The 12,628-nt window shown below is 63.5% G+C and carries 11 protein-coding genes; 10 read left to right on the forward strand and 1 reads right to left on the reverse strand.

The genetic code is table 11. From position 1 onward, the window contains the following. Positions 1-19: 19 nt before the first annotated feature. From FHS55_RS21740 to FHS55_RS23650, 3 genes are all read left to right on the forward strand, one after another. On the forward strand, positions 20-799 hold the full coding sequence (locus FHS55_RS21740; protein WP_183191971.1) for a DeoR/GlpR family DNA-binding transcription regulator: 780 nt from the start codon (positions 20-22) through the stop codon (positions 797-799). Positions 800-957: 158 nt separating this feature from the next. Beyond that, complete coding sequence (locus FHS55_RS23955; protein ID WP_425485851.1) at positions 958-1,296, forward strand: transposase; 339 nt, start codon at positions 958-960, stop codon at positions 1,294-1,296. Next, the gene (locus FHS55_RS23650; RefSeq protein ID WP_246340370.1) at positions 1,193-1,561 is read left to right on the forward strand and encodes a hypothetical protein; all 369 of its coding nucleotides are present in this window, start codon (positions 1,193-1,195) and stop codon (positions 1,559-1,561) included. Before FHS55_RS23955 ends, FHS55_RS23650 begins: the two co-directional genes overlap by 104 nt. 482 nt (positions 1,562-2,043) lie before the next feature. Here FHS55_RS23650 and FHS55_RS21750 read toward each other — a convergent pair whose 3' ends face one another. Then, positions 2,044-3,003, reverse strand: coding sequence for a LysR substrate-binding domain-containing protein (locus FHS55_RS21750; RefSeq protein WP_183191973.1), 960 nt, complete (start codon positions 3,001-3,003; stop codon positions 2,044-2,046). A 159-nt stretch (positions 3,004-3,162) separates the two neighbouring features. Here FHS55_RS21750 and phnA point away from each other — a divergent pair, with 159 nt between their 5' ends. From phnA to FHS55_RS21785, 7 genes are all read left to right on the forward strand, one after another. Further along, positions 3,163-4,434 carry a phosphonoacetate hydrolase gene (gene phnA, locus FHS55_RS21755; RefSeq protein WP_183191974.1) on the forward strand — a complete coding sequence of 424 codons (1,272 nt, stop codon included), beginning with the start codon at positions 3,163-3,165 and terminating at the stop codon, positions 4,432-4,434. After that, complete coding sequence (locus FHS55_RS21760; RefSeq protein WP_343056320.1) at positions 4,373-5,728, forward strand: alkaline phosphatase family protein; 1,356 nt, start codon at positions 4,373-4,375, stop codon at positions 5,726-5,728. Before phnA ends, FHS55_RS21760 begins: the two co-directional genes overlap by 62 nt. 76 nt (positions 5,729-5,804) lie before the next feature. Further along, positions 5,805-7,379: an ABC transporter substrate-binding protein gene (locus FHS55_RS21765; protein ID WP_183191975.1), complete on the forward strand. Its 1,575-nt coding sequence runs from the start codon at positions 5,805-5,807 to the stop codon at positions 7,377-7,379. Between the two features lie 34 nt (positions 7,380-7,413). After that, a complete protein-coding gene (locus tag FHS55_RS21770; RefSeq protein WP_183191976.1) occupies positions 7,414-8,373 on the forward strand; it encodes an ABC transporter permease in 960 nt (319 codons plus the stop codon). Further along, on the forward strand, positions 8,370-9,239 hold the full coding sequence (locus FHS55_RS21775; RefSeq protein ID WP_183191977.1) for an ABC transporter permease: 870 nt from the start codon (positions 8,370-8,372) through the stop codon (positions 9,237-9,239). The genes FHS55_RS21770 and FHS55_RS21775 overlap by 4 nt, the downstream gene beginning before the upstream one ends. Next, on the forward strand, positions 9,236-10,861 hold the full coding sequence (locus tag FHS55_RS21780) for an ABC transporter ATP-binding protein (RefSeq protein ID WP_183191978.1): 1,626 nt from the start codon (positions 9,236-9,238) through the stop codon (positions 10,859-10,861). Before FHS55_RS21775 ends, FHS55_RS21780 begins: the two co-directional genes overlap by 4 nt. Positions 10,862-10,885: 24 nt before the next feature. Beyond that, on the forward strand, positions 10,886-12,613 hold the full coding sequence (locus tag FHS55_RS21785; protein ID WP_183191979.1) for a Na/Pi cotransporter family protein: 1,728 nt from the start codon (positions 10,886-10,888) through the stop codon (positions 12,611-12,613). Positions 12,614-12,628: the final 15 nt, after the last annotated feature.

The following is a 12,628-nucleotide window of genomic DNA, read 5'->3' on the forward strand; positions in this document are numbered from 1 at the left end:
GCCCGAACTGAGTATGAGAATGTCGTCTAGTTATCGTCACGAAGAAATACGCAAGCAGTTGGCAACCACAGGGCGCGTCCGGGTCGATGCGATTGCCGCTAAGCTGGGCGTTACGACGGAGACGATCCGTCGGGACCTGACGGAGTTAGAAAATCGCAGCCTTTTACGTAGGGTTCACGGCGGCGCCATCCCATTCAATACTGGAAATGAACCTCCAATATCGGATCGCACACGAATTCGGGCGCGTGAAAAATCTGAAATCGGCGTTGTTGCGACAACCTTGTTATCGGACGGCATGTCCATATTCGTCGACGCCGGCTCGACGCAGTCTGCGTTTGTCCGAGCCTTCCGCGACCGATCCAATTTAACGGTGACGACCAATTCGCTGGATATCGCCTCAACTCTTGTTGCCTCTCCGGGGATCGTAGTTCGCCTTACCCCCGGTATCCTGCGTCGTAGCGACAACGCGACCATCGGTCATGATACTGTCAGCTATGTGGAACGCTTTGCGTTCGATCTGGCATTTCTTGGAATTGGCGCCTGCGACTCCGTTCTGGGTTGGATGGATTTCGACGAGGACGAAGCCGCGTTGAGGAGGGCAGCGTATAAACTCTCGGCGCGCTCCGTTGTGCTGATCGACAGCAGCAAATTCGGCAGAAGGGCCGCTGTGCGAACCTTCGATATCGATCAATCCTTGATTGTCGTGACCGAGAAGACGCCTACGTCGGACTTTTTCGAGGTTTTCACAAAGAAAGGACTTAAGATTCTAACGCCGGAGGAGCGCGGGATTTCGTCATAAGCGACTGCCAGGATGTGCGCATTGTCGTATGCGCTGTGTCGGTTATGAGCGCCGTGGCCGCGGACGGCATGCAGAATCACTTTGTAGGCGGTTGAAGAAGTCTCTCATCCGCAACCGCGCGGCGCGATTCACTCTGATGCGGGTAGCGAGAGTTGGTTGTGCGGTCGTCGGATGAGAGAGCAGATGCGCTGTTCAGCTACTTCGACGTTGAGGTTCGTCCAAAAGGACCGTCCGCTTCGGTCGATCCGAGTGGTGGTCGACGAAGCCCCGGAAACACGAGAGCCGGCTTTGCGGCTCTGCATTCCCGCACGGGGCGCCCATTGATTGCACCCGAGACACTGCTGCGGCCGAGACTGCAGCAGGCCTTCTATTTGACCAGGTTCGAGGCAGTTGATGAGCGGCCGGGGCTCGATGTGCTGTTGCGGTGGTTTGTTGGGTTCGGGATTGATGACCCCGCCTGGGATCATTCGACCTTCTCCAAGAACCGGCGACGCTGAAGCCAATTTCCTGGGCGAGGCGCGCTCCAATGCCACCCATATCAACAACACCTATCCCAATACGGAGTTGGGTCGTAAAGATCCGGGCAGGGGGCGCGACTGTGCTTTTTCCGACCACGCCCTGATGGAGGAACCGGTCTGGCCTGCTCGTGGGACCTGTCGGACGCCAGACAAAGGACATGCCGACCGGATCGCTGTGCTAGCCATGACCGAGGCCTGCTCCAATCGTCCCGTCGCCGTGACGCTCGAGCCCGACAAAAGCTAGGATGCCTCCGACTTCGTCAAGGAGTTGCGCACCAGGAATGCGCGGCTCCATATCCCACAGAATACAACGCGCCGTGGACGCTGGGCTATCGACGGGAAGACGCCCCGCCGTCCCGGCTATGGGGTCAGCCCGCGCGTGCGCGAGAGAATCGAAGATGCTTTCGTCTGATGCATGGCCGCGGGATGCGCTGGCCGATGGTGTGGGGCGTCGAGCGGATGGGATGGGCCTTTCAATATGGTTCCCGGGACGAAGCGCCCCGCGCCGAGTTCTCATGGCAGGGCATCGACGACGTCGATGAAGCTTGCGGGTCGCAGATGGGTCACGCTCCCCACCGCCGGCCACCTCGTTGGCCACATCTTCATCCACCCGGCCGATGATTCAGGCTTCGTCTGCCGCCGGGAATAAGTTCTTCAATGCCTTGGTAGGCAGGGCTTGCGCAGGTTCGACCATTGTCGGATCCAGACGCTCATCTCGTCGAGCGCTCACGGCCTCTCAGCCCGCACCTCCCTCTGGTGCGCCGGGGGCGTATTGTCCAGATCGTGCAGATCCGTTGCGCTCGCGGGTTGGCGCTGCATGGCGAGCCAATCAGCGAACAGCGCTTCCGGAGAGCTGCTGCCTGCTCCTTGCGGATACGCTGCAAGATATTGCGGACCGTCGATCCGCGCCGAAGGCACCGGTTCGACCAGCACCCCTCTGCCGAGCAGATCGTCGATAACGATCATGGGACTGACGAGGCCGCCACGGCCTGCGAGAGCGGCTTCCAGCGCCGTGTAAAAATGCGGATAGATGATCGCGCTGCTCGCGATCCTGATCGAAAAGCCTGCGGCCTGCAGCCAGCTCTCCAATTCGCCCGTGCGGGTCTCGGCCATCAGGAGAGGCATCGAACCGATCCATCGGTCGAGATCTGCGTCCAGCGGTGCTTTCAGTCCAGGCGTGCAGACGAGGCCGAGCTTTTCCCTCATGAAGGGTACGGCCCTGAAATGCGGAGGGACGGGGCCGCCGCGGCGGATCGCCACGTCGAACGGCATCTCCAGCCAGTTTTCGGGGGTGTGCGTCTGCGTGACGCGTACACGGATGTCCTCGTGCCGCGCCTGGAAGTCCGGCAGGCGCGGCAGCAGCCAGCGCATCGCGAAGGTCGAGGGCGCGAGCACGCGCAGAAGGTGCTCGCCGGCTCGCGCCGAGAATTGATCGAAGGACGTTCCTATCAGTTTGAGCGCCATACCGATTCCGTCCGCGAGACGGGCCGCGGCGGCCGTGGGAACCATAACGCGCCGGTTTTCCGCGAACAGAGGTTCGCCGACCCATTCTTCTAGGATGGCGATTTGCTTGCTGACGGCGCTGTGCGTGACGAGCAACTCCTCGGCTGCGGCGCCGACACCGCCGCACCGCACGACACTTTCGAATGCGACCAAGGCGCGGAGGGGTGGCAGCCTGTGACGCATCTGTTCCTCTTTCTCACCTCACCGAGGAGATTAAGTCAATTTACTCGGGATAGTGGAATAAATACGCTCTGTATTAAGACGAGATTGCTGAACAATTCAGCGAAATCGATCTCTTTACAGAGCGTTTGTTACGCGCCCATGACAGCGTGGAGAAAGAATATGACCACTTTGCCAGCCGAGCAAGGCGACCGAAAAATCGTGGCACTGAACGGTCGGGACTACCGCTGGCCTTCGCGCACGAGTGTCGTGGTCTGCTTCGACGGATGCGATCCGGATTATATCGCGGCCGCGAGCGCCGCCGGGCTCGTGCCGACCCTCGACCGCATGAGACGTGACGGCTTCGCTGAGATCGCGCTCGCCGCGATGCCGACGACGACCAATACCAACAATGTCTCGATCGTTTGCGGCGTGCCGCCGGCGATCCATGGCGTGTCTGGGAATTACTATATCGACCGCGCGACCGGCGAAGAGATCATGATGCTCGACGACAGGCCCATGACGGCGGAGACGATCCTCTCGGCGTTTTCGCAGGAAGGTGCGGCGGTCGTCGCGATCACGGCCAAGGACAAGCTGCGCAAGGCGCTTGCCCGCAATCTCCGCGGGATCGCCTTTTCGAGCCAGCATGCCGACGAGACGACGATGGGAGAACACGGCATCATCGACGTGCCGGGCTTGGTAGGGCGCGCGGTGCCGGACCAATATTCGGAGGATCTATCGCTCTACGTTCTGGATGCCGGCATCGCGCTCGTCGCCGCGAAGCGGCCGGATCTCGTCTATCTCTCGCTGTCCGATTACGTTCAGCACAAGCACGCGCCGGGCACGCCCGAGGCCGACGCCTTCATGGTGGCAGTCGACGAACGCTTGGCCAAACTGCTCGATCTCGGAGCCGTGGTCGGTGTTGTCGCCGACCACGGCATGTCCGACATGTCGACTGCCGAAGGCACGCCGAACGTCATCTATGTCGGCGACCGGCTAGAAGACGCATTCGGGCGCGGCTGCGCCAAGGTGATCTGCCCGATCGCCGACCCGTTCGTCCGTCATCATGGTGCGCTCGGTGGCTTTGTGCGAGTTCATATGCAGCGTCCCGATCTGGACCCGGCGGAAGTTGCGGCTTTCCTGAAGGGTATCGACGGCATTGACGACGCCTTGCTCGCGCAGGAGGCCTGCTCGCGCTTCGATCTGCCAATGGACAAGGAAGGCGACGTCGCCGTCATCGCCCACAAGGGCGTGGCGCTCGGCGCCCGCGCCGCGGATCACGACCTGTCCGCGCTGGCTGGCAAGCGGCTGCGCTCGCATGGCGGGCTCGCCGAGCAGCCAGTTCCATTCCTCGTCTCGCATCCGCTCGATGCGGCCTTCACCGCGCGTGCTCGTGCAGGAACGCTACGCAATTATGACATCTTCGATGCCGTGCTCAATGGTGTGGAGGCCTGAGATGAAACGGGCCGTCGTTGTCATGCTGGACGGACTGCGGCGCGACTGTGTCGAGCCCCAGCACATGCCAAATCTTTCGCGCTTCCGCGACGTCGCGACCGTCTTCGAGCATCATCGCAGCGTCGTGCCGTCCGTCACCCGCGTCTGTTCGTCCTCCTTCACGACCGGATGCCGCCCAATGCGGCACGGTATCGAGGGTAACAGCTTCGCCCTGCGCGAGGGCGGCGGGTTCACGGTCCATGATACCGGCAAGCCGGGTTTCCTCGACGCCAAGCGCCGCCTCACCGGCGCGGCGTTGGAGCAGGCCGGGCTCGCCGAGCTCCTGCGCGACTGCGGCGGCTCGATAGTTTATTCGAACGTCTCGCCCGGCGCAGCCTATCTGCACGATCCCGACGGGCACGGCCATGTCTATCACCGGGCGGGCTGCTTCGGGCCGGGCCGAGTACCTTTGCCTGAGACGGAAGCGCTCGATATCGACGAAAGCCTCGCCGGTGATGCCGCGATGACGGAACGTTTCGTGGCGGATCCGCTCGAGCGGCGCCGACCAGCCTTCGCCCTTCTCTGGCTCGGACATCCCGATACGACCCAGCATAAGGTTCCGCTCGGCTCTCCTGCGCATCTGGCGGCGCTGCGCGAAGCGGACCGGAATGTCGGGCTGGTTATCGAGCGGGTCGAGGCCCTGCGGAAGGAGGGCGACGACATCCTGTTTGTCATCGGCTCGGATCACGGCCACCAGACGGTCAGCGAAGTGGTCGACGTGGAGACCGCCATCGCCGATATCGGCTTCGCCGATGCGCTCGACAAAAGCGAACTTGTCGTCGTCCCGAACGGAACGGCCGTGCTGATCTATGCCAGTGAAGCGGGCCGCTCCCGGTTGCACGACCTCGTTGCGGCGCTACGCGCGCAGCAATGGGTCGGCGAGGTGGTCTTCGGCCCGGCTCTAGCCGAACTCGGTCAGTGCGACGCGCGCGGTCTTGGCGTCTTCGTCGCCATGACGTCCAGCGAGGACCCCAACGCCTTCGGCATGCCGGGACTGAGCCATGCCGCAAAGCCGGTCGCCGGCAAGCCGGACCGGCTCGGCTGCGGCCAGCACGGCGGCCTCGGCCGCTACGAGCAATCCCCCTTTCTGGCGATTCAAGGGGGAGACTTCGTGCCTGGCGGAAAGCGGGACGAAGACACCTCCCTCGTGGATCTAGCGCCGACCGTTCTGGGGCATTTCGGCCTTTCCGTTGCGGCGATGGACGGTCGCCCGCTGCAGCCGGCCCGGGCGCGCCCGCCCGTTTCCAAGAAGTAGTCGCTTGCGTCGATATTAATGCTTCGACTGGCCAACGATTGAACAGCAGATCATCCCATAACGTCAGGAGCCCTTCATGACGATGTCGACACGACCTCACAGTCTGACTCTGTCGCGCCGGTCGATCCTTCAGGGAGCGGCGGCCGCGAGCGGGAGCCTTCTGCTTTCGGGCCTCCAGCCTGCCCGTGCCGCGACACCGGCTCGCGGGGGCCAGGCACTGATCGCGTTCCAGTCGGCCGGGCCGGCGGACACGCTGGATCCCGTACGTCAAACAAGCGACATCGACGTCAATCGCGCCACCCAGATTTACGACACGCTGACCCGGCTCGATCCGGCGCGTCGCCCACAGCCGCTCCTGGCCGAGGCATTCGAGCCCGGCAAGCCGGATGCGACCGAATGGATTTTTCGGCTGCGCAAGGGCGCGACGTTTCATAACGGCAAGACCGTGGATGCCGACGACGTCGCCTATAGCCTGAAGCGCCATGTCGGGCCGGACTCCCCGTCGGCGATCAAGAGTGCGATGGCTCAGATCGCCGAGATCCGGCCCGAAGGCGAAAGCGGCGTCCGCATCATCCTGTCCGCGCCGAACGCTGAGTTTCCGGCCTTGCTCTGCGATCCGCGCGCGGCGATCGTCCCGGCCGGCCAGGTCGACTTCCTGAAGCCGATCGGCTCGGGCCCGTTCAAGGTGGAGGAGTTCCGCCCGGGGGAGCGCGCCCGGTTCGTGCGATTTGCCGATTATTGGGCGGCTGACCATATCCATCTCGATGCGATCGAGACATTCTCCATTCCCGATCCGTTGTCGCGCCTCAACGCGCTGCTTGCCGGCGAGATTCACTTCGCCGTTGGCATCGACATCAAATCGCTGGCACTACTCGAGAAATCACCTGTGGCGAAGCCGGTTCTGGCCCGTAGCGGCCAAGTCGTCGACATAGCGATGATGATCGACCACGCGCCGTTCGATAACGTCGATTTCCGCACCGCGCTTAAGCTGCTGCAGGATCGGCAGAAGGTCGTCGACACCGTCTACAAGGGTTATGCACAGATCGGTAACGACCACGAGGTCGCGCCCAACGACCCAGTTTATTGCGCTGACATTCCCGTGCGCGCCTATGATCCCGACAAAGCCCGATTCCACTTGCAGAAAGCCGGGCTGACGAATGTCGAGCTCGACCTCTACACTTCCACCGGTTCGGGCCCCGGCGCGGTCGAGCAGGCGCTCCTGCTGCAGCAGACGGCGAGGCCCGCCGGCGTCAAGCTCAACATCAAGCAGGTCCCGGCCGACGGGTACTGGAAGTCGACCTGGATGAAGCATCCGCTATTCTCATCGCAATGGAACGTGCGGCCGAACTCCGACACGCTCTGGAGCACGCTTCACCACAGCGGCTCATCTTCCAATGAGACCCAGTTCAAGAGCGAGCGGCTCGACAACCTGCTGGCGACGGCGCGCGCAGAACTCGATGAGACCAAGCGGCGTGGGCATTGGTGCGACCTCCAGCGCCTGGTCCACGAAGAAGGCGGCAACCTCGTTTCGGCCTTTCCGGACTATCTGCATGCCCGCGCCACGGCACTGATCGGTGAAATCCTCTCGCACCCCATGGGCAATCGTGGCGGCTTCCTGAGCGGCTTCGACCTCTGGCTCGGCAAGGCGTAGTCTGTTGGCCCTAATTAACTGAGGATACCACGCGATGTGGCTCCGCATTTTCACGCGTGTGGCGAGCGCCTTCGCCACCCTCGCGATCGTGTCCTTGCTGATCTTCTCCAGTACGCAGCTTCTGCCCGGCGACGCCGCCGAGGCGCTGCTCGGTCAGCAGGCCACGCCCGAAAGCCTTGCCGCCTTGCGTGCGCAGATGGGGCTCGATCAGCCTGCCGCGTTAAGATACCTGCATTGGATTGAGGGTCTTTCGCGGGGCGATCTCGGCACGTCGATCGGAAGTGGCGTTCCCGTTGCCAGCCTAATCAGGGAACCGTTCCTCAACTCGTTGAAACTTGCAGCACTCGCGGCCTTTATCAGCATTCCGCTCGCGCTCAGCCTCGGCCTGCTGAGTGTCCTGCGCCTCGGCTCGATCTGGGATCGCGGCATCAATCTCGGCGCCCTTTGCGCCGTTTCCGTCCCCGAGTTCTTCGTGGCCGTCCTGCTCACCTATCTTTTCGCCGTCCAGCTCGGCTGGCTCCCGGCGACGGCGACGATCCGCCCGTCTCAATCCATTGAGCAGCAGCTACGCGCTCTCATTCTGCCGACTGCCGTGCTCACCTTGGTCGTCACTGCCCATATGGCGCGCATGACGCGTAGCGCCGTCCTGAACGTGCTGACATTGCCCTATATCGAAACGGCATTGCTCAAGGGCGTCAGGCGCCGCGAAATCATCCTGCGGCACGCCTTGCCGAACGTCGTGGCGCCGATCGTCAGCGTGATCGCGGTCGTCATCGCCTATCTCGTCGCCGGCGTCGTCGTCGTCGAGGTCGCCTTCGCCTATCCCGGGCTCGGCCGTCTCATGGTCGACAGCGTCGCGATCCGCGATCTCCCCCTTATCCAAGCATGCGGATTGATCTTCTGTGCTGTCTACCTGCTGGTCAATCTGTTGGCGGACATCGTCACCACCGTGACGAATCCGAGGCTGCGTAGCGCCGGTCGAGGCCAATCATGAGCATGCTTTCTCCACCCGCGACGGCTGCCGCGCGGGCGCGTCCAGGCACGACCGTCCGCAACGCCGCCCTCGGCATTCTCGCATTCTGGCTTGTGATCGCCGTGATCGGACCCTCGATCTCACCCCATCCGCCCGACGCCCTGCTGTCGTCGGAGAGTTTTGCGAGAGTAGAGGGAGCCGGCTTCCTGGGGACAGACTATCTGGGACGTGATCTGCTGTCGCGGCTGCTCAACGGGGCGCGCACGACGCTCGGCCTCGCGCTGGTCGCCAGCGTCGCCGCGTTCGTCGTCGGGATTGCTTTCGGTTTTCTTGCCGGGCTCACGGGCGCAGGGCGGCCGGTCGACGTGATCCTCAGCCGCATCGTCGACGTGCTGATGTCATTTCCCGCTCTCATTCTCGCCCTCGTCGTACTCGGTACGATCGGAACGTCGACCACGGCCGTGGTCTCGATCGTCGCGGTCGTCGAGGCGACGCGCGTCTTCAGGCTGTCGCGGGCGCTTTGCATCGATCTGGGCGTGGTGGATTTCGTCCAGGTCGCCCGCGCCCGCGGCGAGGGTCTGTATTGGCTAGCGACGCGTGAAATTCTGCCGAACTGCTCGGTGCCGCTCATGGCGGAATTCGGACTGCGCTACACCTATTCAATCCTGATGATCTCCTCGCTCTCCTTTCTCGGCCTTGGCGTCCAGCCGCCCGAAGCGGATTGGGGTGTGATGGTGCATGAGAACATCCAGGGGCTGCTGTACGGGTCTCCGGCCGCACTCGTTCCGGCCGCGTGCATTGCCTCCGTCACGATCGCTCTCAATCTTCTCGTCGACCATCTGATTCACCAGGCGAACATCCGTCTGCCGCGGGAGATCGCCCGATGAGCCCGATCCTGTCGATGCGAAGCCTGACGGTCCACACGGACTCTTTGGACGGCAGCGTTCCGAAACAGATCCTTCACGGCGTCGACTTCGATCTCGCGCCGGGCGAGATCCTGGGGGTGATCGGCGAATCCGGATCGGGGAAATCCACTGTCGGCCTAGCGGGCCTGGGTTATACCCGCCCCGGCATGCACATCTCCGGCGGCAGCATCAGGTTTCGCGACACCGACTTGCTCGGGCTCAGACCTGAGGCACTGCGCCGGCTGCGCGGAGCCGAGATCGCCTATGTGCCGCAAAGTGCCGCCGCGGCCTTCAATCCCAATCTGCGCATCGGCGATCAGGTCGTCGAGGTGCAGCGCGTCCACCGGCTCGCCGACGCCGGATCCGCCCGGCTGGCGGCGATGGAGACTTATCGCGAACTCGGGCTTCCCCAGCCCGAGACCATAGGTCGCCGCTATCCGCACGCGGTCAGTGGCGGCCAACTTCAGCGCCTCGCGGCCGCGATGGCCTTCGCGGCCGGCCCGAAGCTCGTGGTCTTTGACGAGCCGACGACGGCTCTCGACGTCACGACGCAGATCGGGGTTCTGCGGGCATTCCGTGACGTGCTGCGCGCACATCGCGCTGCGGCCCTATACATCTCGCACGATCTCGCCGTTGTGGCCCAGCTGGCCGACCGTGTCATGGTGATGGACAAGGGGAGCGTCGTCGAAATCGGCCCGGCGGAGGAGCTTCTTTCCAGTCCACGGCATCCGACGACGCGCGCGCTACTCGACAGCGCAGCAGGACAACAAGGTTCGCTCGCATCCACAGGGCGCGTTGCCGAGGTGCGTGCACCGCTGCTGCAGATTCGTCGCGTTTCCGCCACCTATGGTAGCCTACTTGCGCTTCGGGACGTCGATCTGGAGCTCGGAAAAGGCGAAATCGTCGCCGTGGTCGGGGAATCGGGCAGCGGCAAGAGCACCTTGTCCAAAGTCGCGGCCGGCTTGGTGAGGCCGCTGACGGGCGACATCATGCTGCACGGCCGCCGCCTCGCTGAGACCATCGCGGGCCGCAGCCGCGACGATCTCAGACGAATTCAGATCGTGTTTCAGTCGGCGGATACGGCGCTCAACCCCCGGCAAAGGGTCGGAGATATTCTGAAGCGGCCGCTTGATTTCTATGGCATCCCGACGGCGGGACTGCCCGAGAGCAGGATCGCAGAGCTGCTATCTCTTGTCAGCCTGCCGGCCGATCTCGCCTTGCGCCGCTCGCCCGAACTCTCCGGCGGCCAGAAGCAGCGCCTCAATCTGGCCCGCGCGCTTGCCGCCCAACCGGAGCTGGTGATCTGCGACGAGGTCACATCGGCGCTCGACGTCGTCACGCGTGGGGAGATCGTCGCGATGCTGCGAGATCTGCGGGATCGATGCGGAACGGCCTTCCTATTCATCACTCACGACCTCGCCACCGCGGGCTCCCTGGCAGACCGGATCGTCGTCATGAAGGACGGTGCCATCGTCGAAGTGGGGCCATCGGACAGCATAATGAGCCAGCCGACCGAACCCTATACGAAACGTCTCCTCGCAAGCGTTCCAGCTGCGAGAAGGGGCTGGCTCGACGAAGCGTTGGCCTCGATGGCGACGGTGTGAGCCGGAGAAAGAACTGAATCCGAGATGAACGCGAGCGAGAGCGCTACCACCATTCTGATCCATCTCGCCGGTGGCGTCGCGCTGCTGATCTGGGCGGTCAGGCTGGTGCGAACGGGCGCGATGCGCGCCTTCGGCTCCCAGCTTCGTCAGGCCCTGCAGAGCTTCACGCGCAACCGCTTCGCCGCCTTCGGCAGTGGCATCGCGGTGACGATGGTGTTGCAGAGTTCGACCGCCACGACGCTGCTGGTCTCCTCCTTCGCGGGCCAGGCGCTGATCGTGCCATGCATGGCGCTCGCCGTCCTGCTCGGCGCCAATCTCGGCACGGCACTGGCCGCCTTTGTCATCTCGCTCGATCTCGGCTGGATCTGGGGGGTCTGCGTCGCCATCGGCGTCGCTATGTATCTGTCCAGCGAGGCGATGGAGCGCTCGCGTAATATCGGGCGCGTTCTCGTCGGCATCGGCCTGATCCTGCTTTCTCTGATCGAGCTCAACACGGCGGCTGCCCCGCTCGCCCAGTCGCAGACGTTCCGCGTCGTGCTCGGCGCGATCGGCTCTGAGCCGTTGCTCGGCATCCTCGTCGCCATCGCCGCGACTTGGATGGTGCATTCGTCCATCGCGATCATCCTGCTGGTTTCCACCTTCGGGGCGTCCGGCCTATTCCCGCCCGCGACCGCGCTGACACTCGTCATCGGCGCCAATCTCGGCAACGCGTTGATACCAGTGCTGGATCAGCTTGGCGCGCCTGTGGCCCAGCGCCGCGCTGCCATCGCCAATCTCGCGACCAGGCTCGTGCTTGCGCTCGCCGTGCTGCCTTTCGTCAGGCCGCTTTCGCAAGGCCTGCTCGCGCTACCTTCGCCGAACGGGCGCCTAGCTATCGAGTTCCACGTCCTGCTTAACATCATCGGTGCGGTGGTCTTCCTGCCGTTCGTCAAGCCAATTGTGGCCTTGGTCGAGCGCCTTCTGCCGGGCCGTGAGGAGAAGGCCCAGGCCGTCGCCCCGCGCTATCTCGATATGAGAGCGCTTGATGCACCAACCACGGCGCTCGCCTGTGCCATGCGGGAAGCGCTGAGGTTGGGCGATCGCGTCGAGGCCATGCTGCGCGACACTATGACCCTGCTGGAGAAGGACGAGCTCAAGCTCTCACGCGCCATCGCCCAGGCCGACGACGGCGTCGATACGATCCACGAAGCGATCAAGCTCTACCTCGTGAAGGTCTCGCGCAACGAGCTGACTGAGGAGGACAGCCGCCGCCTGTTCGAGATAATCACGCTGATCACCAATCTCGAGCATATCGGTGACATCATCGACAAGAACCTGCGCGAGCTCGCGGAGAAGAGGATCCTCAAGCGTTATTCCTTCTCGCCTGAGGGGTTGGCCGAAATCCGCGACTTTCACCATCGTGTCGCCGCCGCGCTGGCTCTGGCGCTGAACGTCTTCGCCACGCGCGATCTCGATCTCGCCCGCCAGCTCTTCGCCGACAAGGCGACGATGCGGGACGCCGAGCGCCGCGCCGCCGACAGTCATTTCCAGCGCCTGCGCTCGGGACGGCCGGAATCGATCGAGACCAGCGCGATCCATCTCGACATCATCCGCGACTTGAAGCGCATCCACGGTCATATCGTCTCGATCGCTTACCCTATCCTGGAGACCGCCAACGAATTGCGCGAGAGCCGCCTGCGCGAGCGCAAGGACGCCGCCCGCGAGCGCGACGCGCCGGCGAGCCTCCTCCCAGCAGCGCAGGTCGGAGATTGAGCGCAGACAAAGTTA

The organism is Ancylobacter tetraedralis (genome assembly GCF_014195655.1).
GTDB classification, from domain to species: domain Bacteria; phylum Pseudomonadota; class Alphaproteobacteria; order Rhizobiales; family Xanthobacteraceae; genus Ancylobacter; species Ancylobacter tetraedralis.

What these genes read in the sequence shown, in the direction of transcription:
- FHS55_RS21740 (WP_183191971.1), top strand. Translation starts at nt 20, where the DNA reads ATGTCGTCTAGTTATCGTCACGAAGAAATACGCAAGCAGTTGGCAACC.
- FHS55_RS23650 (WP_246340370.1), top strand. Translation starts at nt 1,193, where the DNA reads ATGAGCGGCCGGGGCTCGATGTGCTGTTGCGGTGGTTTGTTGGGTTCG.
- FHS55_RS21750 (WP_183191973.1), bottom strand. Translation starts at nt 3,003, where the DNA reads ATGCGTCACAGGCTGCCACCCCTCCGCGCCTTGGTCGCATTCGAAAGT.
- phnA (WP_183191974.1), top strand. Translation starts at nt 3,163, where the DNA reads ATGACCACTTTGCCAGCCGAGCAAGGCGACCGAAAAATCGTGGCACTG.
- FHS55_RS21765 (WP_183191975.1), top strand. Translation starts at nt 5,805, where the DNA reads ATGACGATGTCGACACGACCTCACAGTCTGACTCTGTCGCGCCGGTCG.
- FHS55_RS21770 (WP_183191976.1), top strand. Translation starts at nt 7,414, where the DNA reads ATGTGGCTCCGCATTTTCACGCGTGTGGCGAGCGCCTTCGCCACCCTC.
- FHS55_RS21775 (WP_183191977.1), top strand. Translation starts at nt 8,370, where the DNA reads ATGAGCATGCTTTCTCCACCCGCGACGGCTGCCGCGCGGGCGCGTCCA.
- FHS55_RS21780 (WP_183191978.1), top strand. Translation starts at nt 9,236, where the DNA reads ATGAGCCCGATCCTGTCGATGCGAAGCCTGACGGTCCACACGGACTCT.
- FHS55_RS21785 (WP_183191979.1), top strand. Translation starts at nt 10,886, where the DNA reads ATGAACGCGAGCGAGAGCGCTACCACCATTCTGATCCATCTCGCCGGT.